At 57.5% G+C, this 23,285-nt stretch carries 24 protein-coding genes; 19 read left to right on the top strand and 5 right to left on the bottom strand.

Annotated features, from left to right (window positions below):
- Positions 1–174 precede the first annotated feature (174 nt).
- From DW806_RS02530 to DW806_RS02510, 5 genes are all read right to left on the bottom strand, one after another.
- Complete coding sequence (locus tag DW806_RS02530) at positions 175–1,101, bottom strand: ROK family protein (protein ID WP_118728996.1); 927 nt, start codon at positions 1,099–1,101, stop codon at positions 175–177.
- Positions 1,102–1,113: 12 nt separating this feature from the next.
- Positions 1,114–1,842, bottom strand: coding sequence for a phosphatase (locus DW806_RS02525; RefSeq protein ID WP_118360312.1), 729 nt, complete (start codon positions 1,840–1,842; stop codon positions 1,114–1,116).
- Positions 1,843–1,951: 109 nt separating this feature from the next.
- Positions 1,952–3,457, bottom strand: a complete 1,506-nt coding sequence (locus tag DW806_RS02520; protein WP_118728994.1) for a D-alanyl-D-alanine carboxypeptidase family protein — start codon at positions 3,455–3,457, stop codon at positions 1,952–1,954.
- Positions 3,444–3,686 (bottom strand): hypothetical protein, encoded by a 243-nt coding sequence (locus DW806_RS02515; RefSeq protein WP_110436314.1) that lies wholly within the window; start codon positions 3,684–3,686, stop codon positions 3,444–3,446. The genes DW806_RS02520 and DW806_RS02515 overlap by 14 nt, the downstream gene beginning before the upstream one ends.
- Positions 3,687–3,778: 92 nt before the next feature.
- A complete protein-coding gene (locus tag DW806_RS02510) occupies positions 3,779–4,801 on the bottom strand; it encodes a sporulation protein (protein WP_118728993.1) in 1,023 nt (340 codons plus the stop codon).
- Between the two features lie 117 nt (positions 4,802–4,918).
- On the opposite strand from DW806_RS02510, the gene DW806_RS02505 reads away from it, so the two are divergent.
- The 19 genes from DW806_RS02505 to DW806_RS02415 all read left to right on the top strand — a co-directional run bounded on the left by DW806_RS02505 (position 4,919) and on the right by DW806_RS02415 (position 23,276).
- Positions 4,919–5,179, top strand: coding sequence for a YabP/YqfC family sporulation protein (locus DW806_RS02505; protein WP_116705406.1), 261 nt, complete (start codon positions 4,919–4,921; stop codon positions 5,177–5,179).
- A 16-nt stretch (positions 5,180–5,195) separates the two neighbouring features.
- Entirely contained in the window at positions 5,196–6,419 is a 1,224-nt protein-coding gene (locus DW806_RS02500) for a sporulation protein YqfD (protein ID WP_118728992.1), read from the top strand.
- Between the two features lie 20 nt (positions 6,420–6,439).
- Entirely contained in the window at positions 6,440–6,862 is a 423-nt protein-coding gene (locus DW806_RS02495) for a hypothetical protein (RefSeq protein ID WP_118728991.1), read from the top strand.
- A 391-nt stretch (positions 6,863–7,253) separates the two neighbouring features.
- Complete coding sequence (locus DW806_RS02490) at positions 7,254–8,261, top strand: PhoH family protein (RefSeq protein WP_110436320.1); 1,008 nt, start codon at positions 7,254–7,256, stop codon at positions 8,259–8,261.
- A complete protein-coding gene (ybeY, locus tag DW806_RS02485; RefSeq protein ID WP_242988007.1) occupies positions 8,258–8,752 on the top strand; it encodes an rRNA maturation RNase YbeY in 495 nt (164 codons plus the stop codon). Before DW806_RS02490 ends, ybeY begins: the two co-directional genes overlap by 4 nt.
- A 3-nt stretch (positions 8,753–8,755) precedes the next feature.
- Positions 8,756–9,223, top strand: coding sequence for a diacylglycerol kinase family protein (locus DW806_RS02480; RefSeq protein WP_110436322.1), 468 nt, complete (start codon positions 8,756–8,758; stop codon positions 9,221–9,223).
- A gap of 165 nt (positions 9,224–9,388) precedes the next feature.
- Positions 9,389–10,285 carry a GTPase Era gene (era, locus tag DW806_RS02475; RefSeq protein WP_118728990.1) on the top strand — a complete coding sequence of 299 codons (897 nt, stop codon included), beginning with the start codon at positions 9,389–9,391 and terminating at the stop codon, positions 10,283–10,285.
- On the top strand, positions 10,286–11,041 hold the full coding sequence (recO, locus tag DW806_RS02470; protein WP_118728989.1) for a DNA repair protein RecO: 756 nt from the start codon (positions 10,286–10,288) through the stop codon (positions 11,039–11,041).
- Between the two features lie 82 nt (positions 11,042–11,123).
- Positions 11,124–11,510, top strand: a complete 387-nt coding sequence (locus DW806_RS02465; RefSeq protein ID WP_118728988.1) for a hypothetical protein — start codon at positions 11,124–11,126, stop codon at positions 11,508–11,510.
- 102 nt (positions 11,511–11,612) lie between these two features.
- On the top strand, positions 11,613–14,006 hold the full coding sequence (locus tag DW806_RS02460) for an endonuclease MutS2 (protein WP_118728987.1): 2,394 nt from the start codon (positions 11,613–11,615) through the stop codon (positions 14,004–14,006).
- A 239-nt stretch (positions 14,007–14,245) separates the two neighbouring features.
- The gene (locus DW806_RS02455; protein WP_107632189.1) at positions 14,246–14,509 is read left to right on the top strand and encodes an HPr family phosphocarrier protein; all 264 of its coding nucleotides are present in this window, start codon (positions 14,246–14,248) and stop codon (positions 14,507–14,509) included.
- Between the two features lie 90 nt (positions 14,510–14,599).
- Positions 14,600–16,423, top strand: a complete 1,824-nt coding sequence (gene uvrC, locus DW806_RS02450) for an excinuclease ABC subunit UvrC (RefSeq protein ID WP_118728986.1) — start codon at positions 14,600–14,602, stop codon at positions 16,421–16,423.
- A 110-nt stretch (positions 16,424–16,533) separates the two neighbouring features.
- The gene (rsmD, locus tag DW806_RS02445) at positions 16,534–17,085 is read left to right on the top strand and encodes a 16S rRNA (guanine(966)-N(2))-methyltransferase RsmD (protein ID WP_118285618.1); all 552 of its coding nucleotides are present in this window, start codon (positions 16,534–16,536) and stop codon (positions 17,083–17,085) included.
- A gap of 5 nt (positions 17,086–17,090) precedes the next feature.
- A complete protein-coding gene (coaD, locus tag DW806_RS02440; RefSeq protein ID WP_118728985.1) occupies positions 17,091–17,576 on the top strand; it encodes a pantetheine-phosphate adenylyltransferase in 486 nt (161 codons plus the stop codon).
- A gap of 1 nt (position 17,577) precedes the next feature.
- Entirely contained in the window at positions 17,578–18,033 is a 456-nt protein-coding gene (locus DW806_RS02435; RefSeq protein ID WP_110436330.1) for a hypothetical protein, read from the top strand.
- An 846-nt stretch (positions 18,034–18,879) separates the two neighbouring features.
- The gene (gene mraZ, locus DW806_RS02430) at positions 18,880–19,299 is read left to right on the top strand and encodes a division/cell wall cluster transcriptional repressor MraZ (RefSeq protein WP_227600590.1); all 420 of its coding nucleotides are present in this window, start codon (positions 18,880–18,882) and stop codon (positions 19,297–19,299) included.
- Positions 19,300–19,316: 17 nt separating this feature from the next.
- Complete coding sequence (gene rsmH / locus DW806_RS02425) at positions 19,317–20,252, top strand: 16S rRNA (cytosine(1402)-N(4))-methyltransferase RsmH (protein ID WP_118728984.1); 936 nt, start codon at positions 19,317–19,319, stop codon at positions 20,250–20,252.
- A gap of 37 nt (positions 20,253–20,289) precedes the next feature.
- Positions 20,290–20,787, top strand: coding sequence for a cell division protein FtsL (locus DW806_RS02420; RefSeq protein ID WP_118360326.1), 498 nt, complete (start codon positions 20,290–20,292; stop codon positions 20,785–20,787).
- An 89-nt stretch (positions 20,788–20,876) separates the two neighbouring features.
- Positions 20,877–23,276, top strand: a complete 2,400-nt coding sequence (locus DW806_RS02415) for a penicillin-binding transpeptidase domain-containing protein (RefSeq protein ID WP_118728983.1) — start codon at positions 20,877–20,879, stop codon at positions 23,274–23,276.
- The last annotated feature ends 9 nt before the right edge of the window (positions 23,277–23,285 follow it).

The raw sequence follows: 23,285 nt of genomic DNA, 5'->3' as shown, positions 1-23,285 counted from the left end.
GTCCCCCCTTTTCCTATGCGGTTAGCGGTTAAATAATTGAGAATGAACGAGATGGTATGTCGTTATGTGGGCGGCCAATGACCACCCCTACGGGATAGATTATGCAGACCGGATATAAACGGTGCGCCGAGGTCATATCCCAGGGCAGGCAAGATTCGTTCGCTTCGCAAGCGATTACTCTGCAAGCATCGCTGCGCCCACCAGACCTGCGTCATTGCCGAGCGACGCACAGACAATCTCGGTATTTCGGTCCTCGCCGCGGAAGGTCTGTGGGAAAGTGAGCATGCGCAGCGGCTCGAGCAGCTTTTCGCCATAGCCCGCCAGTCCGCCGCCGAGCACGATACTCTCCGGCTGGAACAGATTCACAAAACTCGCCAGACCGTTCGCCAGATTGCCGCAGTATTCGTCAAACAGCTCCTGCGCGAGCGCATCTCCTGCGTCCACCGCGTCGCAGATCTGCTTGGCGTTCAGCTGCCCCTTGTGTACGGCAAGCACGCTCTTTCGTCCGTCCTCGAGCGCACGCTCGGCAAACCGCACGAGCGAAGCCGCTGAGCAGTACGCCTCCAGACAGCCGCGCCGTCCGCAGTTGCACGGCTCGCCGTCCTTCTTGATGACCATGTGCCCGATCTCACCGGCAATGCCGTTGCAGCCGGTGTACAGCTGGCCGTTAATGATGATGCCGCCGCCAACGCCGGTGCCGAGCGTTACCATCAGCATGTTGCGCGTGCCCTTGGCCGCACCGGCAGTCGCTTCGCCGAGCGCGGCGCAGTTGGCGTCGTTATCCAGATGCACCGAACAGCCGAACTCCGGCAAAAACGCATCCGCAAAGCTGACGTTATTCAGTCCCAGATTGGTGCCGAACCGCAGGGTGCAGGTCGCCTTGTCAAACGAGCCGGGCACACCGATGCCGATCGTCGTTACGTCCTCTACCGCGCAGCCATGCGCCCTGCACAGCGAGAGCGCCAGCGCTTTCATATCCGCTTTCAGGCCAGCTGCGTTGCCGGTCCGGGTCGGAAGGCTGTCCCTCAGCAGCAGCGTGCCATCCTCGGCGCAGAGCGCCGCCTTAACGGTCGTGCCGCCCAGATCAATACCGATTCTCATCGCAAATCCTCCTTATTCGTCGAACAGATACAGGCCGCGGCCCTTGAAATAGGTATCCAGTCGCTCCACACTGCTGTTGATGATCAGCTCCTCCGGGAAACCGATCTCCTCGAGCATCTCCAGTGCGCCTTCTACATGACCGACACGGTAGCAGATATGGCTGTCGCTGTCCACCGAGATGGGCACCTCGTACTTCATGCACAGGCGGGCGATGTCCATGCAGTTGTCATGGCTGCCCTTGCGGATGGACAGAGATGCGTTGTTGATCTCGACAATCTTGCCGTGGTCGTTGCAGCGGCTGATGATGTACTCGTGATCGAACGGAAAGTTGGAGTTGCCGAGGTGGCCGAATGCGTTGACATACGGGTTGTACAGGATGGCCTCGAGCGCCGCCGTGTGCACGCTGCTGTCCACCGGCGGGAACATGCACTCGTGGAAGGACGCAAGCGCAAACTCAATGGGCTTGAGACTCTTGTTGGAAATGACATTGATGCCGCCTGCCGGAGCGGTGATGTCGAATTCAATGCCGCGAATGACCGTTACCTTGCCGATCTTGCGCGGGATAAGGTCCAGGTTGGAGAAATGCCACTCGTGCGGGCCGTCCGGATTGGTGGGGCCGTGGTTGGTGATGGCGATAGCCGCAAGACCGCGGTCCTCGGCCGCCTGCACCATTTCGGTGAGCGTGCTGAACGCGTGGTCGGTTACATTGGTGTGGGTATGCAGGTCTGCGATGATTTGCATGGAAAAAGGCTCCTTTTGACGTATGATTTTTTTGGGGGGGAAGATGAAAGGCGGACACATGGGTCCGCCTCTGTATTTGCAGTTCGCTGAACCGCCGGTATGCGATTGTTTATCGGCGGTGTCTGCGAGGATAATCATCGTTATCGTAGCGCTTGCGCATCGCCTTGCGGCGACGGCGGCGCCGGATTCCGCCGAATGTGATGTTGAACAGAATGTACAGCACGATGAAGATTGCGGCTGCGATCAGCACGATCTTGAATACGGTGCTCTGGAAGAAATGGCTCAGCTTGTCCGAGTAATAGAGCACGCGGCTCATTTCCACATCGCTGAGCGCGACCAGCTCGACCGTGCCGTAGGACGTGCCGTTGCAGCTGTATGTCATGCTGCCGATCACATCGCCGGCCTTGATGGGTGCGTCAACGGCTTCCGGCAGATTGGGGGTCGCTTCCAGCGAATCGGTCTCTACATCGGCAGGGAGCAGCGCCATCAGATCGGTTTTCGCGGTCAACACCAGCTGATCGGTCTGCGTGGACAGGTCTACCTTGACATGGGCGAGCGTGTCACCCTTTTTCGCAACGGTCTTGGTCTTAAAATGGGTGAAGCCCCACTGATACAGCGATTTGGTATCCGTGAAGCTGGCCGCTACCGTCGGGTACTCCTTGGACGAGGCGGCACTGCCGAGCACGACCGAATACAGCTTGGCATCGCCGTACTCCGCGTAGCCGACAAAGCAGTTGCCCGCCTGCGAGGTGTGTCCGGTTTTGATGCCCTTGTTGTACGGGTATGACCACGGGTTGAACGAGCTGAAGATGAGCTGGTTGGTGGTGAAGATGATGCGTTCCTCGTGCATGTTGGTCTTGGGCATGCGGTACTGCACGGTGTCGATAATGTTGGTGAACGTGTCGTTCTTCATGGCCTCGCGGGCAATGAGGTACAGATCACGGGCGGTGGTGTAGTGATCTTCTTCGTGCAGGCCGCATGGGTTGCAGAAATGCGTTCCGGTGCAGCCAAGCTCCTCAGCGCGGGTGTTCATCATGTCCACAAAGTGCTCGCTCGTGCCGCCGACATGGCGCGCGAGCATGTACGCCGCCTCGTTTGCGGAGGGCAGCATAAGCGCATACAGCAGGTCGATGACGCGCACGGTCTCACCGACCTTGATGTCTGCGTTCGAGCTGTCTGCTGTAACCTTGGTGAAGTCGCCCTGTTCGGCCGTGACGGTCTCGTTCAGATCCTTGACATTCTCAAGCGTCAGCAGCGCGGTCATAATTTTGGTCGTGGACGCCGGATAACGCTTTTTGTCCGCATTTTTCTCATACAGCACCATGTCGGAATCCGGGCTGATGAGCAGGGCGGCGGTAGCCGTTACGGCCGGCGCTTCGCTTGCCGCTGCGATAACATCCTTGTCATTGTCGGCGGTCATGTCCTTGGTGTCCTTGGAATCCTTGCTGCCCGAATCGGTGGACGAGGTGTCCGAGCTGTCGGAATCCGACTGGCTCGATGAGGTATCGCTCTCGTCATTTACGGCATAGGCGCGGGTGATCGGCGCCGCACCGAGCAGCAGCGTAAAGCACAGCGCCAGTGCGGTAAGACGGTTTTTGAAATTATTGCTCTTCATCGGTATCTCCTAAAGAAAAATCGGCATCGGTGAAGTGCCCGCGCAGAACCGCCGGCTTGGGCGGGGTGCGCCGCAGCGGATCGTAGCGGAAGGAACGGCAGTGATCGGTGCCGTTTACCACACCGCGTTTGCGGCAGGCAATGCGTTCGCCGTCCGCCAGCGGAGAGCCGTGCGCGCAGTAGGTACAGCGCGGTTCTATATTTTTTCGCAGCAGCTTTTTGAGCCTCATGCGTAGGGTCACTCCAATCGGTTAAAATCAGTGGTAAAAGTGTCCTGTCGAGTGGTGTCGGTCAATACAGGACGTATATAAAATATTATATATCATTTCCTGCGCTTTTTCCACCCCCAAATTGGATACAAAGCAGAAACGAACAGCACAGCAAGCGTATACCGGAACCGTACCGATATCGGTGTCAGCTCCGGTGAGGAAACCGTCAGCACGGCAGGCGAGAGGGAAAACAGGAAAGCCGTCAGCACAGCTGCGAGCGTACCGTGCAGCAGCTTTGCGGCAAACAGGCCGTGAACCGGCAAATCGTGTGCTTCCGCGAGGGCGCGCACCTGAAACTGCACAGCCAGTCCGCCAAATCCCAGCAGGAAGGACGCAAGCGTCAGCCGCGCTCTGCGCGGCAGCGGCAGCACGGCCAGCTCGTCTAAGCCGTTAGTCAGCTCGATCATGCCGTCCAGTACGTTTCCGTATGGAAAAAGTGCAAAAACCGGCGAAAGCAGCCGCAGCAGGATGGAAAACATGGTCAGAAATGCTGTTACCGTCAGCGCCGTGGATGCTGCCTGCTGTACGGACGCGCAGAAAATCGAGGGGAATGAGGTGCGGTTCCGGTTATGGATACGCTGCGACAAGGCAGATAACGGGGTACGCGCGAAAAACAATCCGACGATCAGTGCCGAAACGATATGTATCCCGTACAGCATCGCGCCTGCCTGCGCAGAGCCGAACACGCCGAGCCCTACCAGTCCGATGCAGAAGCCAGGACTGGCGCAGTTGCAGAAGCGGTTCACGCGCTCTGCCGCTTCGCGGGATAGCACACCCTCGGAGAGCAGCGCACACGCGGTCGCGGCGCCGACCGGATACCCGCCGATGAGTCCGAGCACCAGAGCAGGCGCAGCCTCGGGCGGCAGGCCGTATAAGCGGGCAAGCGGCTTCGCCAGCAGCGGCGACAGCCGCGCGGTATCACAGCGGACAAGCAGTCCGCTGACAACGAAAAACGGAAATAAAGCCGGTAAAGCCTGCGCTGCGGCTAAAGAAAGCCCCTCGCGGACACCATCCGCGCAGGCAGTCGGGCAAAGCAAAAACGCGGCAAAAAGAGCCAGCGATAAGAACAGCTTCATAGCGTCACCTCGGAACAGTGTATGAGAAGCAGGAAAGTTTCAGTACGCTGATACATAACATATACCGTTATACCTGCCCTACGGAGAAGGTAAAATGCGATATGAAGGTGGCGCGATATGCTGAAAGATAACTTATACGCCGAACTCATGGAGGACCTCCACCCAAACCGCCCGCGCGTGGAAATCCTCGGAGACAGCCGGGTGATCGTGGAGAACCACTGCGGCATACAGGAATACGACGACAGCATCCTGCGCGTCAGATGCCGCGGGTGCGAGGTACGCATTCTGGGTGCAGACCTGGAGCTGACGGCGCTTTCCATGGACGAACTGGCGGTGATCGGCGTGATCTCGTCGGTGGAATACATTACGACCGAGTGAGGAAGGAGGAGCGCGAATGATCGGGCGGCTGTGGCTGCTGGCTTGCGGGCAGGTGCGCGTGCGCGTGACAGGCGCAAGCCTGACGCGGTTTCTCAACCTGTGCGCGGCGCAGGGTATCACGCTGCGGCAGATGGACCGCACGGCATGGAATGAGCTGCACGCAACCCTGTCCATCCGGGATTTCCGAACGCTCAGGCGGCACATGGGACGCACGGGATGCCGCGTGCATATTCTCCGGAAACGCGGTCTGCCGTTCCTTGCGGCGCGTCTGCGTCCGCGTACGGCGCTCTGGGGCGGAGCCGTATTCGCCGCGGCGCTGTGCTGGCTGCTCGGCACGCATGTATGGGCGATACAGACCGAGATCGCACCGGCGATAGATGAGATGGCTGTCATGCAGCAGCTGAGCGAAATGGGGGTGCATATCGGCATGCCCATCAAGAAGCTGAACACCCGTCAGATACGGTGGAAGATGATGCAGCTGCAGCCGAATATCACGTTTTTTTCGCTCAATCTGCGGGGCAACAGCCTGACCGTGGTCGCCTACGGCAGTACCGACCCGCCGGAGGTACTGGACGAGCACGCGGTCACCAAGGTGGTGGCCACGCGGGACGGTGTGGTAACGCAGGTGCGTGCGCTCGAGGGACAGCCAATGGTGCAGGCAGGAGATGCCGTGCAGACCGGTGATACGCTCATCAGCGGTCTGGTGGAGCCGACACGCGAAGGCGGAAAGTACCGCACAGCGCATGCGCACGGCACCGTACAGGCGTACACCACGCATACGGTTCGGGCAGCGCGGCCGCTCACCGAGCAGAGAAAGCGGTATACGGGTAAAATTCGTCATCAATATGCACTGGTGATGGGAAATAAACGGTTAAATTTCTATATTGGCAGTGGAATTGCAGGGGGTACTTGTGATAAAATAATAACGACCAGACATTTTTGGCTGTCGGACAGCGTGGTGCTGCCGGTGGCGCTGGTCACACAAACGTATACATTCTACGAGCGGGAGCCGACGACGCGCACCGCCGAGGACGTGCGGGTGGATATGCTCTCGCGCGCACTGGGCGAGACCGCCGCGGATATCGACGGCATGGTGACGAGCCACAGCGAAACGCTCACCGAGCAGAACGGCGCGGCAGTGCTGTACCTCACCGTCCACGCCGAGGAGCAGATCGGCACCGAGGCCGTGGATGACAGTACCGTTCCGGAGGAAAATGCGGAGATGGAGCAGGTGCCGTAGAGACAGAAAAGGAGACGCCTATGAACCGTAAACCCGCGACGATTCTCGCAGGACTGAGCACCGCAGCAGCATTTGCCGTAAACGGCTCGGACTGGCTTCACGGCGGTTCCGCGAGTGCAGGCAAATTCTGCGTCAGCGCGGTGTTTATCGTGCTGATATCGCTACTGGTGTGCGCATGGCGGAAACACAATACCGCAATGTGTCTGCTGACGATTGCATCGGCGCTGATTGCGATTGGTGCGGCAGCCGGTTTGCTTATGACGGTGGATATCCTTCCGGCAAATTCGGTGCTGCTGCCGTTTAGTGTGTTCCTCGTGCCGTTTTTCGGCGTGACGAATTTTATGACGTCCACAGCTGCCGCAATGTTTCTGCCGACGGCGGTTTCGGTGGTGTGGCTGATTGTCGCGGTTGGAAACTGGATTCACAATTGGAAAAACGTATGATTTTACGTTGTGTGGGCGAACAATGTTCGCCCCTACGGTTAGGCAATGTGCAGATTGTTTACAACGGTGCGCCGAGTCGTACCCCAGGGCACCTTCTCTTGCGGCGTTGCCGCAATTCACCTTGCCGCACCCTACGGTAAAACATCATGTATTGCTGCAGATATATGAAAATTAACTGTATGTAACCGTATGCAACTGTATGTTGAACGAGTTATTGCAACAGATACATACACTTGCATACAGTTTATTTGATAGATAAACACTATCCGCAGGAGAGCAGGTAACGACAGGGAAAGCGCCTGCCTCCTGCCTTGCACGGATGAAAACTAACATTTAATTCCTAACTCTAATTACTAATTAAACATAAGAGGGTGTAATCATAGAACAGGTAATGCAGATTGAACAAACCGAACTGCTGATGGCAGTATTCGGTGCATTTGACGAAAACATCAAGCAGATCGAGCGGGAACTGAACGTCTCGGTCATCAGCCGCGGAACCGAGCTGAAAATCACCGGCGAGGACGAAGGTGTGTCCATCGCTGCACGCGCGATTACGGCGCTGCTGGCGATGGCAGGCCGCGGAGAATCCATCGGCACCCAGACCGTGCAGTACGTCATCGGTTTGGCAAAGGACGGCCGCGAGAGCGAGGTTCACACGATGAGCCGCGATGTGCTGTGCATCACAGCCAAGGGCAAGCCGGTCAAGGCGAAAACGCTCGGCCAGAAAAAATACATGGAGGCTATCCGCAAGAACACTATCGTCATGGGCGTTGGCCCTGCCGGTACCGGCAAGACCTATCTCGCCGTTGCGGCGGCTGTTGCGGCCTTTCGGGACAAGCAGGTGTCTCGTATCATCCTGACCCGCCCGGCGGTCGAGGCGGGCGAAAAGCTCGGCTTTCTGCCCGGCGACCTGCAGAGCAAGGTAGACCCGTATCTGCGCCCGCTGTATGACGGTCTGTTCGATATGCTCGGCGCGGAAAACTTCACCAAGTATCAGGAGCGCGGCTCCATCGAGGTTGCTCCGCTTGCGTACATGCGCGGACGCACGCTCGACGACAGCTTCATTATTCTCGATGAGGCGCAGAATACCACGCCCGAGCAGATGAAAATGTTCCTCACCCGACTGGGCTTCGGCTCCAAGGCAGTCATTACGGGCGATATTACCCAGATTGACCTGCCGGACGGCAAGCAGTCCGGTCTGCGCGAGGCGCTGCGCGTGCTGGACGGCGTAGAGGGCATCGCCCAGTGCTTCCTGACCGAAAAGGACGTTGTGCGCCATGAGCTAGTGCAGCGCATCGTCAAGGCGTATGCAGAGTACGAAAACAAAAAGGGCAAGGGCAAGCCTGCCGCAAAACCGGCAGGAAAGCGCCTTCCGACCCGCCGCAAGGAGGGAAAATGATGAATCATCAGATCAATATCGGCTTTGAGACCGAGGTAGCAGACGAAAACAGCGTGCGTGAGCTTATTCGCACCTGCGCCGAGCGCGTGCTGACGAGCGAGCAGGTGGACTTTGACGCCGAAATCGACGTTACCGTTGTCGATGCCGACGCCATCCGCGAGATGAATGCCGAGTACCGGAATAAGGATGCCGTGACAGACGTCCTCTCGTTCCCGATGTACGAATTCCTCAACGGTGAGCCGCAGGAGGAGCTGGAGGCCGAACCGGACTCCGGCTGTGTCATGCTCGGTGATATGATCCTGTGCTACACGCGCGCCTGTGAGCAGGCAGAGCAGTTCGGGCACTCGCCTGCAAGAGAGTGCGGCTACCTGACCACGCATTCCGTGCTGCATCTGCTCGGCTACGACCACGAGCGCAATGACGAGGACACTCGCCTGATGCGCAGCAAGGAAGAGGACAACCTTGCGTTCCTCGGTCTGACGCGGGACTGAGCCATGAAAAAGAATATTCGAAAACTGAGCGAGAGCTTTCTGCACGCCTTCCGCGGTCTGCGGCTGTGCATCCATGACGAGCGCAACTTCCGCGTGCACATGACGGCGGCGTTCTACGTCATCCTGTTCGGCGTGTTCGGCGGCGTGAGCATGACCGAAGCGGCCATCCTGTGTATCTGCTTCGGCCTTACCATGGGCGCGGAGCTGCTGAATACCGCCATCGAGCGCCTGTGCGACAAGCAGGCGAGCGGGTATGACGGCATGGTACGCAACGCGAAGGATATCGCGGCGGCAGGTGTGTTTGTGTGCGCGGCAGCGTGCGTCGCGGTCGGCGCGTGTATCTTTATCGGAAACGGCGTGCTTGCGGCAGCCATCAAATTTTTGTGGTACAGGCTGTGGCTTGGCATGGCGGTTGTGGTCACCGTGCCGTTTGCGGTTTGGTTCGTTTTTCATTTTGGAAGAATTCAATAATAATGGAGAATGGAAAATGGAGAATTCGCGCAAGGATAGCTCGTCGCAGCGCGGACGGAACTCGCGCAAGAATAGCTCGTCGCAGCGCGGACGGAACTCGCGCAAGAATAGCGACATTTTCAATTTTCCATTCTCAATTCTCAATTACTGTACTGGAGATAAATAATGAGCAAGATTACAAAAACTGCGGTCGTATCCGTTGTAGGACGGCCGAACGTGGGCAAATCCACGCTGACAAACAAGCTGGTCGGCCAGAAGGTGGCTATCGTATCGAGCAAGCCGCAGACCACGCGCACGCGCATTACGGGCGTACTCAGCCGCGGTGAAACGCAGTATGTTCTGCTGGACACCCCGGGTCTGCACAAGCCGCGCTCCCGTCTGGGCGACTACATGTGCAAGGTGGTGACGGACACGGTTTCCGAGGTGGACGTTGCCGTTCTGGTGGTAGAGCCTATCCCGAACATCGGTCCTGCTGAGGAAAGCCTGATTGCACAGATCAAGCAGCATCACATGCCGGCGATCCTCGTTATCAATAAGATCGACACCGTCAAGAAGGAAGAGCTGCTCGCTGTCATTGCGACCTACGCGGCAGCACATGAGTTCGACGCGGTTGTGCCCATCTCGGCACGCACAGGCGAGGGTGTAGAGGAGCTGCTCACCGAAATCGACAAGTATGCGATCGAAGGCCCGCAGCTGTTCCCGGAGGACATGGTCTCCGATCAGCCGGAGCGTCAGCTTGTCGCTGAAATTATCCGCGAGAAGATGCTGCGCCTGCTCGACCGCGAGGTTCCGCACGGTGTAGCCGTCGGCATTGAGCGCTGGAACGAGCGCGAGGACGGTCTGGTGGAGATCAACGCGGTGATCTACTGCGAGAAGGCCAGCCACAAGGGCATTATCATCGGCAAGCGCGGCGCGATGCTGAAAGAAATCGGCCAGCAGGCGCGCGCGGACATCGAGCGCATGCTGGATGCCAAGGTATTCCTCGAGCTGTGGGTCAAGGTCAAGGAGGGCTGGCGCAACAACCAGTACCAGATGCGCAACTTCGGCTACGAGGATCAGTAAATGGCCGAGGTCAAGCTGCGGGCACTCGGTCTGCGCGAGGTGGATTTCGGTGACTTTGACCGCTATCTGACCGCACTGACCGAGGACGGCCGCAGGATTGAAATCCTGTGCAAGAACGCGCGGCGCGGAAAAAAGCAAAATCCGGCGGCACGGCAGCTGTGCTACTCGGAGTTCATTCTGTCGGACAGAGGCGGCAGGTACACCCTGCGGGACGCCGACCTGGTACACTCGTTTTTCGCGCTGGCAGGCGATATTGAGAAGTACGCGCTGTCGTGCTACTTAAACGAGCTGACAACCGCTCTGACTGTGCCGGATTTTGACAATCCGGCCTTGTGCCGTCTGCTGCTGTACGCGCTATACGCACTCGAGGGCGGCAAACGCAACCCCGAGCTTGTCAAGGCAGCTTTCGAGTGGCGCATTATGGCTGAGAGCGGCTACGCACCGGATTTAACCTCGTGCGGTGTGTGCAGCGAGGTGATAGAGAACCCGCCGGTGTGCTTTTCCGTTCGGGCGGGCACAGCCGCGGACGCAAAGTGCGCGGGGAGAGTCGGCGGTTATGCACAGCTTGTGGACAGTACCCTGCGGGCGATGCTTCATGTGCTTACAGCCGAGCCGAACAAGGTCTATGCGTTCGCACTCAGCGGACCCGCCAGAGAGCAGTTCTGCGGCATGGCCGAGGAGTATGTGAAGTACCACCTCGGACGCGGGTTCGAAAGTCTGCAGTTTTATCAATCGCTGCAGATGCCTATAAAATAACTGTGTAGAAGAGTGTAGAAGTGACGAGCCTGCACGATCTATCATCAGATATGCAAACCTATCCCGAGAAAGGAGCAGCGGTATGGATCGCAAAGCAGTTTCCATGTGGAAGGTAACCAAAAACCTGATTCTTACAGACGTCTGTGTGATTGCCTTGTTCTGGCTCATACCGAGCGTAAAAATGCCTGCGCTGCTGCTCGGTGTACTGTGCGCCATCGGATATATGCTGTGGCTGGGACGGTACTTCCTGAACGACTGCAAGGCCAATCTGCCGGTTGAGGACTATCAGCGCATTGCTGCCGAGTTCGGCTTTATCTGGTTCTGGAACCCCGGTCGAAGAGAACAGTGGCAGTACGTTGCCGAGGAAAGCGGCGAGACCGGTGCAGCACTGCTGCGCATCTGGCGCGGCAATATGGTGCTTGTCATCGTGTCGCTGGCGGTCATGGCGGTGCTGGTTTGGATGGGGTAAACGCAGTTATAAGATAATGCACAGCTATATCGTAGGGTGCGACGACCTCGGCGCACCCTGCGAAAGCGAATAAACAACAAGAAGATTTTACGGGAGTTTGAAATGAACAAATTAGGCGAAAAATCCCTTAAAACACTGGAATACTACGAAATACTGGAAAAACTGGCCGGACAGGCGGCATCCCAGGCGGCAAAGGAGAAATGCCGTGCACTTCGTCCGCTGGACGACCACGAGCAGGCCGAGCTGTGGCTGCAGCAGACCACGGACGCGAAGGACCTGATGGTTCGTCAGGGCAGTCCTGCCTTTGGCGGCATCCGAGAGGTAGGCGCGATCCTGTCCCGCGCGGACCGCGGCGGTACGCTCAATCCGCGCGAGCTGCTGGCGGTGGCAAGCCTGCTGCAGACCGCGCGCCGTGCTCTGCTGTACGATGCCGAGCACGAAACCAAGACCACGCTCACGCCCATTTTCGGTCTGCTCTCCGGCAACCGTGATCTGGAGGAATCTATCACGACCGCCATCATCTCCGAGGAGGAGATCGCGGACGGCGCGTCTCCCGAGTTGCTGAGCATCCGACGTGAACTGCGCCGCGTGTCCGGCAAGGTGCGCGAAACGCTCAACCGCATGATCTCGGGCGAGCGCTCCAAGTACCTGCAGGAGAATATTATCACCCAGAGAAACGGCCGCTTCGTTGTGCCGGTCAAGGTGGAGCACCGCGGCGATGTGCCCGGTCTGGTGCACGATACCTCGTCCACCGGTGCGACCGTGTTCGTCGAGCCGCAGCAGGTCGTGGAAATCAACAACCAGATTAAGGTGCTCGAGGGCCGCGAGGAAAACGAGATCGAGCGCATTCTCGCGGAACTGTCATCGCGCGTGTCCATGTATAAGGGCGCCATCGAGCAGGACTACGATGCGCTGACCACGCTGGACTTCATCTTTGCGCGTGCCAAGCTGTCGTTCGATATGAACGCCTGTGCGCCCGTACTGGTCGAGGACGGCAGCCGCTGCAAGCTGCTCCGTGCGCGTCATCCGCTGCTGGATAAGGACAAGGCGGTGCCGATTGACATCGCCATCGGCTACGATTACGACACCCTCGTCATCACCGGTCCGAACACCGGCGGCAAGACGGTTTCGCTCAAAACGCTCGGCCTGCTGTCGCTCATGGCGGCAAGCGGCCTGCATATTCCGGCGAATGAACAGTCGGAAATCGGCCTGTTTGAGCATGTTTACGCCGATATCGGTGACGAGCAGAGCATCGAGCAGAGCCTGTCCACGTTCTCTGCGCACATGAAGACCATCGTGTCTATTATGGACTGCTGCGGGCAGGGCGACCTCGTGCTGTTCGACGAATTGGGTGCGGGTACCGACCCGGTCGAGGGCGCGGCACTGGCGGTTGCCGTCATCGGCTATGCCCGCCAGATGGGCGCGTGCGTTGCTGCGACCACGCACTACGCCGAGCTGAAAACCTTTGCGCTGACCACGGACGGTGTAGAGAACGCCTCCTGTGAGTTTGACGTCAAATCCCTGCAGCCGACCTACCGTCTGCTGACCGGTATTCCGGGCAAGTCGAATGCGTTCGCGATTGCGGCTCGTCTGGGTCTGCAGCCGACCATCATCGAGCGGGCGAAGGAGCAGGTCTCCACCGAGGACGCCCGCTTCGAGGACGTTCTGGCGGAACTGGAGCGCGAACGCCGCCGTGTCGAGCAGATGAAGGAAGAAGCGCAGCGCATGCGCTCTGCGGCGCAGTCCGAGCGCGACAAGATGCGTGCCGAGCGCGATGCCGCCGAGGATCGTGTGGACAAGATGATGGAGAGCGCCCGCGGACAGGCGGACAACATCCTCAAAAATGCCCGCATGACGGCGGAAACCGTGTTTGATGAGCTGGAAACGCTCAAAAAGAAGGCGCAGAAGAAGAACGCCGACCAGAACCTCGCGGCAGCCAAGGCGGCGCTGCGCGGTGTCATCACCCAAACCGAGAACGAACAGCGCCGCGGCATCCAGAAGCGCGTTGTCGAGGCTGACGAGATCCGTTCGGTGCAGAAGGGCGACCGCGTGCGCCTGCTCAACGTCGGCGGCGTTATTGCGACTGTGCTTGCTCCGGCGGACAGGGACGGCGGCGTGCAGGTGCAGGCCGGCCCGATGAAGATGACGGTCAAGGAGAACGAGCTGCGCCTCGTCGAGGAGAAGAAGAACGCGCCTAAGCCCAAGCCGCAGCCGCGGCGTGACGCTCCGCGCAGAGAACTCAACATCCGCTCGGCGGAAAGCGAGGTCGATGTGCGCGGCATGAGCGCCGAGGAGGCCCTCTTCGAGGTGGACAACTTCCTGTCGCGCGCCATCATGGCCGGACTGCCGTCTGTCACGGTCATCCACGGCAAGGGAACCGGCGTGCTCCGCACGGCTGTGCAGCAGCATCTGCGGAAAAACAAGCGCGTCAAGAGCGTCCGCAGCGGTGTTTACGGCGAAGGAGAGCAGGGCGTAACAATCGTCGAATTGCGCTGAGGCAATCCTGCACAGTTTACGCATAGATTTCTTTTAATGAATTATGTGGTATTGCCCTAAAAATACCTGTTTTAGGAATCGGAAACCGGCGAATAGGGCATAATGCCCTATAAATCAGTACGTTTTTTGAAAAATTCATTTAAAAAGCAAAGGGCACATCTGGAAATAGTCCTTGACGAAAATGCAAAAAAGCGATAGACTATATACAACGGATTTGAAGAAATAGGAGCGATGCAGATATGTATTCAAAAGAGGTACAGGTTACCAATCAGGTAGGCTTATATGCCCGCCCGGCAACTTTTTTCATTCAGAAGGCAAATGAGTTCAAGTCTACCATCCTGGTAGAAAAGGAAGAGCGCCGCGTAAACGCGAAGAGCCTGCTCGGCATTCTGTCCCTGGGTATCACCAAGGGCACTACCATCAACCTGATCGCTGATGGCCCGGATGAGGAAGAGGCTGTTTCCGCACTGGTTGAGCTTATCACATCCAATTTTACTGACTAAGTTATCGCGTCCTGAGGGAAAAGCGCCGGTTGTTTTGATCGGCGCTTTTATTTTTGCAAATGACGATTGAGGGCAAGGAGGGCAGTCCGCATGACAAGAGAACAGCTGAAGGAGCGCGTGCGCAGGCTGCCCATGCAGCCCGGCGTTTATATGCACAAGGATAAGACCGGAAAGGTGATTTACGTCGGCAAGGCCAAGCTGCTCCGCAACCGCGTGTCCAACTACTTCCAGCCTCCCGAACGGCTGAACGCCAAGACGCGCCAGCTGGTCAGCCATATCGACGACTTCGATATCATCGTCACGGACAGCGAGTTTGAAGCGCTCGTGCTCGAGAACTCGATGATAAAGAAGTACAAGCCGAAGTACAACATTCTGCTCAAGGACGACAAAGGCTATCCCTATGTGCGGCTGGACACTACGCTGCCCTACCCGGATTTCAAAATTGTCTCCAAGCCTGCACATGACGGAGCACGGTACTTTGGTCCGTACATGGGCCGCGGCGCCGCAAGACGAGCGATTGATACGATTGGTGAAGCACTGCACCTGAAAAGCTGTGCGCGTTCCTTCCCGCGGGACATCGGCAAGGACCGTCCATGCCTGAATCTGCACCTTGGCCGCTGCTGCGCGCCGTGCACCGGCAAGGTCAGTCCGGAGGAGTATCACGCGCTGATCGAACAGGCGATCTCGCTGTTCGAGGGCGACGCAAAAAAACTCGAGCGTGAGCTGACCGAGAAGATGAACGAAGCGGCCGAGGAACTGCAGTTCGAGCGTGCCGCCGTCCTGCGCGACCGTCTGCGTGCCATCCAGAAGCTGGGCACCAGGCAGCATGTTGTCGCGGGTGCGTTCGCGGAACTGGATGTTATCGCCTTTGTGCAGGGACAGACCCGCGCGTGTGTCTGCGTGCTGCATTACAGCGGCGGCACGCTGCAGGATAAGGAATACACGTTCTTCCACGTCACCGAGAGCGACCCTGCCGAGGTGCTTTCCTCGTTCATCAAGCAGTATTACGCGCAGCGCAATGCGGTGGCGAAAACCGTTTTGCTCTCGCATGAAATCGAGGAGCAGGACGCCGTGGGTGAGTACCTTTCATCCATCGCAGAGTGCAAGGTGGAGCTTGCCGTGCCGCAGCGCGGCGAACGCCGGGTGCTGACCCGCCTCGCGGAGAAAAACGCCTTCGAGGAGATCGAACGCAGAGAGAAGCAGTCTGAGAGACGGCATAAATCGCTTGAACTGCTGCAGAATGTCACCGGTATGGCGGCATTGCCGCTCCGGCTGGAAGCCTACGACATTTCCAACTTCGCCGGACAGGATACGGTCGGCTCGATGATCGTGTTTGTCGAGGGTCAGCCGAAAAAGAGCGACTACCGCAAGTTTAAGATTGCGTGTGCTGCCAACGGACAGGACGACTATGCCTCCATGCGTGAAATGCTCACGCGCCGCGTGCAGCGCTATGTGGACGGCGACGAGAAGTTTGCGCCGCTGCCGAATGCGTTCATGATCGACGGCGGTCTGGGTCATGTGCATGTCTGTAAGGAGGTGCTTGACTCGTTCGGGCTGTCGGTTCCGTGCTTCGGCATGGTCAAGGACGACCGCCACCGTACCCGTGCCCTCGTTGCACCGGACGGCCGTGAGTTCGGCATCTCGGCGACTCCGGCGCTGTTTGCGCTCATCGGCCGTATGCAGGAGGAGGTCCACCGGTTCGCCATCGAGTATAACCGCAAGCTGGGCGGCAAAAAGGTGCGCGGCTCCACACTGGATAAAATCCCGGGCGTGGGCGATAAGCGCAGAACCGACCTGCTCAAGCACTTCGGCAGCATTGAGAATATCAAGCAGGCGTCCGAGCAGGAGCTGGCAAGGATTCTGCCGAGGAATGCCGCGCAGAGCGTTTACGAATTTTTTCATCAGGATTCATAAATAGTATGAAACCGCATGATGTATCTGGGTTTCCATAGGGCGGGGTGCTCTCATCCCGCCCTACACGATAGAGTGATGTTATTGTTAAAAAATTTCAGCAGGAGGCTACCATGAGAGTTGTATCCGGAACTGCGCGGGGCTGTAAATTGCAGCCCGTGCCCGGCATGAACACCCGCCCGACCACCGATCGGGTAAAAGAAAACGTATTCAATCTGATACAGGATCATGTGCGCGGTGCCGAGGTGCTCGACCTGTTTGCGGGCACCGGTCAGCTTGGCATTGAGGCGCTCTCGCGCGGCGCTGCGCACTGCGATTTTGTCGAGCACAACAAGGCAGCTTACGGCATCGTGAGCAAAAACGTCGAAAGTGCGCGTGTGAAGGATAAGGCGGCGCTCCACCGCACGGAGGCAGCGGAATTTGTTTCCAAAGCAGGCAGGGAACGGTACGACGTGATCTTTCTGGATCCTCCGTACGGCGGCGTGATCTTAGAAAATGCGCTGAAACAGATAGAAACGTTTGACATTCTCTCTGTAAATGGTATAATAATATGCGAAAGTGCAGTAGAGGACAGATTCTCCCACGGCTTCGCAGTCGTGCGGGAACGCCGCTACGGCGCAACCATGATTACCATTCTGCAGCGGCAGAGTGGCGAAACGGAATGAAATAAATGAAAATTGCGATTTATCCGGGCAGCTTTGACCCTGTTACACTGGGACATCTGGATATCATCCGCCGTGCGTCGGTCATGTTTGACCGGCTGATCGTTGCGGTAATGCACAACCAGAACAAAAAACCCGCTTTTTCCGCCGAGGAACGTGTGGGATTCTTAAAGCGGACAACGGCTGACCTGCCGAACGTCGAGGTGGAATCCTTCGGCGGCCTGCTGGCAGACTACGCCAAGCAGAAAAACGCATGCGCCATCGTAAAGGGTCTGCGTGCGGTTTCGGATTTTGAATACGAATTCCAAATGGCACTTGCCAACCGCAAGCTCAATCCTGAGCTGGATACCGTGTTTTTGATGACAAGTGCGGAATATATGTACCTCTCTTCCTCGATCGTGAAGGATATTGCGGTACACGGCGGCGGTGTCGCCGATTTTGTTCCCGAGGGGATTATGCAGGACATTGTGCGCCGAATTAGAAAGGGAGAGTAAAATGGCAACTTTAGAGGAACTCATTAACCGCATGTATGATATGGTGCAGGACGCAAAGGGCATTCCGCTGGCAGGCGAGAAGTGCATCGTAGAGCGTGACCACATGCTGGATATGCTGGACGAGCTGCGTGAGGCTCTGCCGAACGATCTGCAGCAGGCACAGGAAATTGTTGCAAAGCGCAGTGAGATGCTGGCATCCGGCAAGCGCGAGGCTGAGGCGATCCGCCGTCAGGCTGAGGAGGATGCACGTCAGATGGTCTCCGAGACCGAGATCGTCGTAGCGGCACGCCGCAAGGCCAAGGAAGTACAGGGCAACGCCGAGATTCAGGCTCGTGAGCTGCGCCGCGTGGCAAATGAGTACTGCGAGGATACCCTCAAGCGTACCGAGGAGGCAGTGGCTCTCGGTCTGGAGGAGGTCCGCAAGGCACGCCAGCGCTTCAAGAGCATCGCAAAGTAAAACCGAAATGCAGGCAGTCACCTTCGGGTGGCTGCTTTTTCGTGTTCTTTGCGGTACCGGCACAACGGGAATTCTGCGTAGCCTTTCTCGGCACAGGGTGACTGGGAGACACGAACTGCGTGAGCGTGTTCGTTTCTAACGGGCGGGAGTTTTTCGCCGGATAGGCGAACGGTTCTTGCCTGCGCGGCGGGCGCACAAGAGGGTAGACACCAAGGTTTCCACCCTCTTGTGAATCACCCCTTTCCTAAAAGAGTCTGGCGCAAACCAGAGAGCGGCGACCGCTGCGAAATAGAGGAACGGCAGTTGGGTTACCGTTGCGTGCCTTTCGTGAAAAATTTGCAGTTCACAGACAGCGTACTGCTACACATATCGGCAACTCTACGCTGGGTGCGGCATGACAGTGCCGCACAATTTGCTTACGCGTTGTTGCGGACGGCACCTGCGAATTTTATTTGATAACAGCCGTCACTTTGTCTGCACCACGCCATCACCCACTCCTCACCACCGGCACCGAAAAAGAGAACCTTACACCCACTTTGTGCCACCAACCTGAAAAATGTCCGGCTGAGATTGCACAAAAATACACACTCTGTGGATAAGCTTTGGGATAACTCTCCACTTCGCAGTAAAATGCAGGAAAACACCGCATACGAACACAATCGAACAACTGTTCGTAAAAATTGCGAAAACTATAAAATTTGCAAGAAAAACGCCCGAATTTTTCGTGCAATAATGCAAAAAATATCTTGCAATCTATTCTCCGTACCGCTATAATAAAATCAAGGTGGAGAGTTGTGGGGTAAAGTGTCACAAATTCCACCAAAGCGGAAGGGTAGGTGTGAATGAGTGAAGGGCGAATACAAGCATTCCATAGACGCTAAGGGTCGTCTGGCAATGCCGGCCAAGCTGCGCGAGGAGCTCGGCGAGCACTTCACGGTCACCAAGGGCCTCGATGGCTGTCTGTCCGTATATCCGGAAGCGGAATGGAAGCGTCTGGAGGACAAGATCCGCACGCTTGGCAACGGCGAAAAGGCAAGACGCGTCAAGCGCTACTACTTCGCCAATGCGTTCGATGCACAGCTCGACGCACAGGGCCGCATCCTCATTCCCGCAAATCTGCGTACCTTTGCGGAGCTGCAGAAGGATGTTACCGTGATCGGTCAGCTCGACCACGCGGAAATCTGGAACAGCGACAAGTGGCGCGCTTACAATGACGAGATCGACGCGGAAGTTGTTGCCGCGGACGTAGAAGATATTGATTTTTAACAAAAGGGCAGGGAACTATGGAATTTCATCATGTATCCATTTTGCTTGAGCCTTGCCTTGAGGCTCTGCAGATCAAGCCGGACGGCGTTTATGTGGACGCCACGACCGGCGGCGCCGGTCACTCGCTCCGCATTGCGGAGCGTTTGCATGATACCGGTCGTTTGATTTGCATTGACAGAGATGACGAAGCACTCGAAAACGCGATGGACCGCCTCAAGGATGTGTGGCAGCGTGTCACACCGGTCAAGAGCGACTTCCGCGATATCGACAAGGTGCTCGAGGGACAGGGACTGGCAGGTGCGGACGGCATTCTGTTCGACCTCGGCGTTTCCTCTCCACAGCTGGATCATGCCGAGCGCGGCTTTTCCTACATGCAGGATGCGCCGCTCGATATGCGCATGGACCGGCAGCAGAAGCTGACCGCATATGATGTGGTGAACGGCTGGAGCCGTGAGGAGATCCGCCGCATTCTGTTTGAGTACGGCGAGGAGCGCTACGCACCGCTGATCGCAGCGGCGATCGAGCGCGAACGCGCAGACAAGCCGATCCAGACCACGCTGGAGCTTGTCCGTGTAATCAAGGGCGCCATGCCCGCGAAAGCGCTGCGAGAAAAGCAGCATCCGGCGAAGCGCAGCTTTCAGGCGATCCGCATTGCGGTAAACGATGAGCTGGGCGCGGTGCGGGAAGCAATGGAAAAAGCCATCGACTGTCTCAATCCGGGCGGTAGACTGGCGGTCATCACCTTCCACAGCCTGGAGGACCGCATCGTCAAGGCGGCTTTTCAGCAGGCGGCACAGGGCTGCACCTGTCCGAAGGACTTTCCGGTATGCATCTGCGGCAAAAAGCCGAAGGTTCGGCTGACGCCGCGCAAGCCGATCCTGCCGGATGAAAGGGAAATTGAGGAGAATCCGCGCGCCCGAAGCGCGAAGCTCCGGGTTTGTGAAAAAATCTAAACCGAAAAAGCAAATTCAAAAGAAAGGAAAGCGCAAGATGGCTTCTGGCAGGAACAACGCGGCAAGAAAATATGAAGATCAGGTTCCTGCGCAGCGTGAGGTACAGCCGAAACGCCATCTGCAGGTAGCGGCAGCGCCGGTCAAGAAAAAGAAGCACCGCCGCAAGCCTGCTGTGATGCAGGGCGTGTATCCGTGCATTTTTCTGGTGGCGATCACGGCGGCGTTTATCCTGTTCTGCCAGATGCAGCTGACCCAGCTTACCGCGGAAGCGAGTGAGCAGAGCGACCTGCTCAGCGAGCTGCAGTCGGAGAATGTTTCTCTGACGACCAAGCAGATGAACAGCATGAACATGGATGAGGTAGAGCAGTACGCCACGGACACGCTCGGAATGGTCAAGATGGACAATTCGCAGATCGAATATGTGGAGCTGACCAATCCGGATCTTGTCACCGTTGCAGACGACAGCATGACGCTGCACGGTCTGTGGAGCGCACTGGCAGCGCGCTTTTCCGCACTTGTGGAATATATCCGATAAGCAGTTGAATACAATGCGTACAGGGGAGTGAGAGGTGGATAACTTCTGACTCCTTACGCTTTTTCAGGAACAATATGGAGGCTGACTAAATGGCAGTTAAGGGACCCAACCATCAAATGCGCACGCGTATCCGCGGACTGACCGTGCTGTTTGCACTGATCGGTTTCGGGCTGGTAGGCGTGCGGCTGCTGTATATGCAGGTATTCAATCACGATTTCTATGTGCAGCAGGCGACAGCGCTGCAGACGCGCGACACGTTCATCACGCCCAACCGCGGCAAGATCTACGACGCGAACATGCAGGTTCTGGCTGAATCCGCCGCCGTAGAGCGCATTACGGTCGATCCGAAGGCCGTTGTGGACGAGAGCAAGGTCAAGAAGGGCATCACGGCGGAAAGTCAGCAGCAGACGCTTGCGACCATCCTGTCCGAAACGCTGGATGTGGATTACGATACCGTGATGGAGAAGCTCCGGAAGACGAACTCGCAGTACGAAATTATCGCGCAGAAGGTCGATAAGGACGTATCCAAGGAACTGGATGAGAAGCTCGAAGCGGCAGACTGCACCGGCGTCTACTCCGAGCCGGATACCAAGCGGTACTATCAGCATGGCGCCTTCCTGTCTGCGGTTCTGGGATACGTCGGCAGCGACAACAACGGCGCGTACGGCCTGGAATCCGAGTATAACGACGAGCTTTCCGGCACGGCGGGCCGTCTGGTGCGCGTGCAGAACCAGCAGAACAAGGACATTATGCCGGAGACCCAGCAGTATATCCCTGCGACCGACGGCAACTCTCTTGTGCTGACCATCGACAGCGATATCCAGAACTATCTGGAAAAGCACCTCGAGACCGCACTTGCCGACAATCCGGAGGCGCGAGACGGCGTTTCCGGCATCGTCATGGACGTCAAGACCGGTGAGGTGCTCGCCATGGCGAACCTGCCGGACTTTGACCCGAACAGTGCATATGAGCTGACCAACGACAAGTATATCAACGAACTCAAGGAAAATGTTGCGAAAATCCTCAAGGAAGAGAACGTAAAGGTCGAAATTCCGGATGCCTGGTATGAGAAGGGCGGTCTGGACAATCTGCCGGAGGCGATTCATGACAATTCTGATCTGGTGGATGAGCTGGGCAGCGCCCGCGTCAATATCCTGATGAAAACGTGGCGCAATCCGGTTATCGCGGATAACTACGAGCCGGGCTCCACCTTCAAGCTGATGACGGTCTCCACCGCGTATGATCTGGGTGCTACCCATGCCGAGGACACCTACTACTGCGGTGGCTCCCTGCAGGTGGAGAACTGGGAAATCAAGTGTGCAAACACAAGCGGCCACGGCATGCAGACGCTGACCGAAGCCTTGATGAATTCCTGCAACGTAGCGATGATGCAGATTGCCCAGAGCGTCGGCATGGATCGGTTTTACAACTTTTACAAGGCGTTCGGCCTGACCGAGCCGACCGGCATCGACCTGCCGGGTGAGGGCAAGGGTCAGTTCCATAAACTGGATGTTGCCAGTGACTGGAACGAAGTCGCACTGGCAACCGCATCGTTCGGTCAGCGCTTCACGGTAACGCCGATTCAGATGCTGAACATGGTCTGCGCGATCGTGGACGATGGCAAGCTGAAAAAGCCGTACGTCGTCAAGGAAGTGCTGAGCGGAGACGGCTCGGTCAAGTCTACGAACGAGACCGAGGTGGTCCGACAGGTCATTTCCGAGGATACCTCCGCTTACATGCGCGAGGCGATGGAGCAGGTTGTCGCAAACGGCACCGGCAAGAACGCGTATGTGCCCGGCTACCGCGTCGGCGGCAAGACTGCGACCTCCGAGATTCAGCCCGAATACGACAGTGACGGCAAGGTGCTCGATACCGAGGACCGCTACACGGCCTCCTTCATCGGCGTAGCGCCGATGGACGACCCGCAGATCGCGGTTCTGGTCTCCATCAACGACCTGCCGGAGTCCGCAACGCATACCGGCGGTACGATCGCCGCTCCGGTTGTCGGCCGCATCATGGAGGATGTGCTGCCGTATATCGGCATTACGCCGGTCTACGACGACAGCGAGAGCGACCGCCGTGAGCTGACCGTGCCGAGTGTATCCGGCAAGACGCGCGACGATGCGATTTCCACGCTGTCCGACGCAGGCTTTGACTGCATCATCAAGGGCGACGGCGATACCGTCACCGATCAGGTGCCGAGTGCAGGCATGCGCATTGCGGCCAGTGGCAAGGTTATCGTCTACATGGGCGAGGAAAAGCCGACTGAGGCAGTTGAAGTGCCCGATCTGTCCGGCATGTCGCCGGATGAGTGCCGCGATACGTTGGAGGAGTACGGTCTGTACCTCAAGCAGAAGGGTGTTTCGTCCGCGCAGATCACAGGCGATACCACCGCGACCAAGCAGAGTCCGGAGGCCGGTACCAAGGTAAGCCTCGGTGCGGTTGTCACGGTAGAATTTTCCGATACAACGACGGTCAACGACCGATAGGAGGAAATT

It is taken from the genome of Butyricicoccus sp. AM32-19 (genome assembly GCF_003480365.1).
GTDB lineage: Bacteria > Bacillota > Clostridia > Oscillospirales > Butyricicoccaceae > Agathobaculum > Agathobaculum butyriciproducens.
Note: the sequence above shows the minus strand (reverse complement) of the source record. Positions and strands in the feature narration are given on the sequence as shown.

Bases quoted from the DNA above. Each gene is read 5' to 3' on its own strand.
- DW806_RS02515 (WP_110436314.1), bottom strand. From the start codon at position 3,686: ATGAGGCTCAAAAAGCTGCTGCGAAAAAATATAGAACCGCGCTGTACC.
- DW806_RS02465 (WP_118728988.1), top strand. From the start codon at position 11,124: ATGGATCGCAAAGCAGTTTCCATGTGGAAGGTAACCAAAAACCTGATT.
- DW806_RS02505 (WP_116705406.1), top strand. From the start codon at position 4,919: ATGCTGAAAGATAACTTATACGCCGAACTCATGGAGGACCTCCACCCA.
- DW806_RS02525 (WP_118360312.1), bottom strand. From the start codon at position 1,842: ATGCAAATCATCGCAGACCTGCATACCCACACCAATGTAACCGACCAC.
- DW806_RS02495 (WP_118728991.1), top strand. From the start codon at position 6,440: ATGAACCGTAAACCCGCGACGATTCTCGCAGGACTGAGCACCGCAGCA.
- uvrC (WP_118728986.1), top strand. From the start codon at position 14,600: ATGACAAGAGAACAGCTGAAGGAGCGCGTGCGCAGGCTGCCCATGCAG.
- DW806_RS02460 (WP_118728987.1), top strand. From the start codon at position 11,613: ATGAACAAATTAGGCGAAAAATCCCTTAAAACACTGGAATACTACGAA.
- DW806_RS02520 (WP_118728994.1), bottom strand. From the start codon at position 3,457: ATGAAGAGCAATAATTTCAAAAACCGTCTTACCGCACTGGCGCTGTGC.
- rsmD (WP_118285618.1), top strand. From the start codon at position 16,534: ATGAGAGTTGTATCCGGAACTGCGCGGGGCTGTAAATTGCAGCCCGTG.
- DW806_RS02530 (WP_118728996.1), bottom strand. From the start codon at position 1,101: ATGAGAATCGGTATTGATCTGGGCGGCACGACCGTTAAGGCGGCGCTC.
- DW806_RS02490 (WP_110436320.1), top strand. From the start codon at position 7,254: ATGCAGATTGAACAAACCGAACTGCTGATGGCAGTATTCGGTGCATTT.
- recO (WP_118728989.1), top strand. From the start codon at position 10,286: ATGGCCGAGGTCAAGCTGCGGGCACTCGGTCTGCGCGAGGTGGATTTC.
- DW806_RS02435 (WP_110436330.1), top strand. From the start codon at position 17,578: ATGGCAACTTTAGAGGAACTCATTAACCGCATGTATGATATGGTGCAG.
- era (WP_118728990.1), top strand. From the start codon at position 9,389: ATGAGCAAGATTACAAAAACTGCGGTCGTATCCGTTGTAGGACGGCCG.
- DW806_RS02500 (WP_118728992.1), top strand. From the start codon at position 5,196: ATGATCGGGCGGCTGTGGCTGCTGGCTTGCGGGCAGGTGCGCGTGCGC.
- DW806_RS02510 (WP_118728993.1), bottom strand. From the start codon at position 4,801: ATGAAGCTGTTCTTATCGCTGGCTCTTTTTGCCGCGTTTTTGCTTTGC.
- ybeY (WP_242988007.1), top strand. From the start codon at position 8,258: ATGATGAATCATCAGATCAATATCGGCTTTGAGACCGAGGTAGCAGAC.
- DW806_RS02480 (WP_110436322.1), top strand. From the start codon at position 8,756: ATGAAAAAGAATATTCGAAAACTGAGCGAGAGCTTTCTGCACGCCTTC.
- coaD (WP_118728985.1), top strand. From the start codon at position 17,091: ATGAAAATTGCGATTTATCCGGGCAGCTTTGACCCTGTTACACTGGGA.
- DW806_RS02420 (WP_118360326.1), top strand. From the start codon at position 20,290: ATGGCTTCTGGCAGGAACAACGCGGCAAGAAAATATGAAGATCAGGTT.
- DW806_RS02415 (WP_118728983.1), top strand. From the start codon at position 20,877: ATGGCAGTTAAGGGACCCAACCATCAAATGCGCACGCGTATCCGCGGA.
- DW806_RS02455 (WP_107632189.1), top strand. From the start codon at position 14,246: ATGTATTCAAAAGAGGTACAGGTTACCAATCAGGTAGGCTTATATGCC.
- rsmH (WP_118728984.1), top strand. From the start codon at position 19,317: ATGGAATTTCATCATGTATCCATTTTGCTTGAGCCTTGCCTTGAGGCT.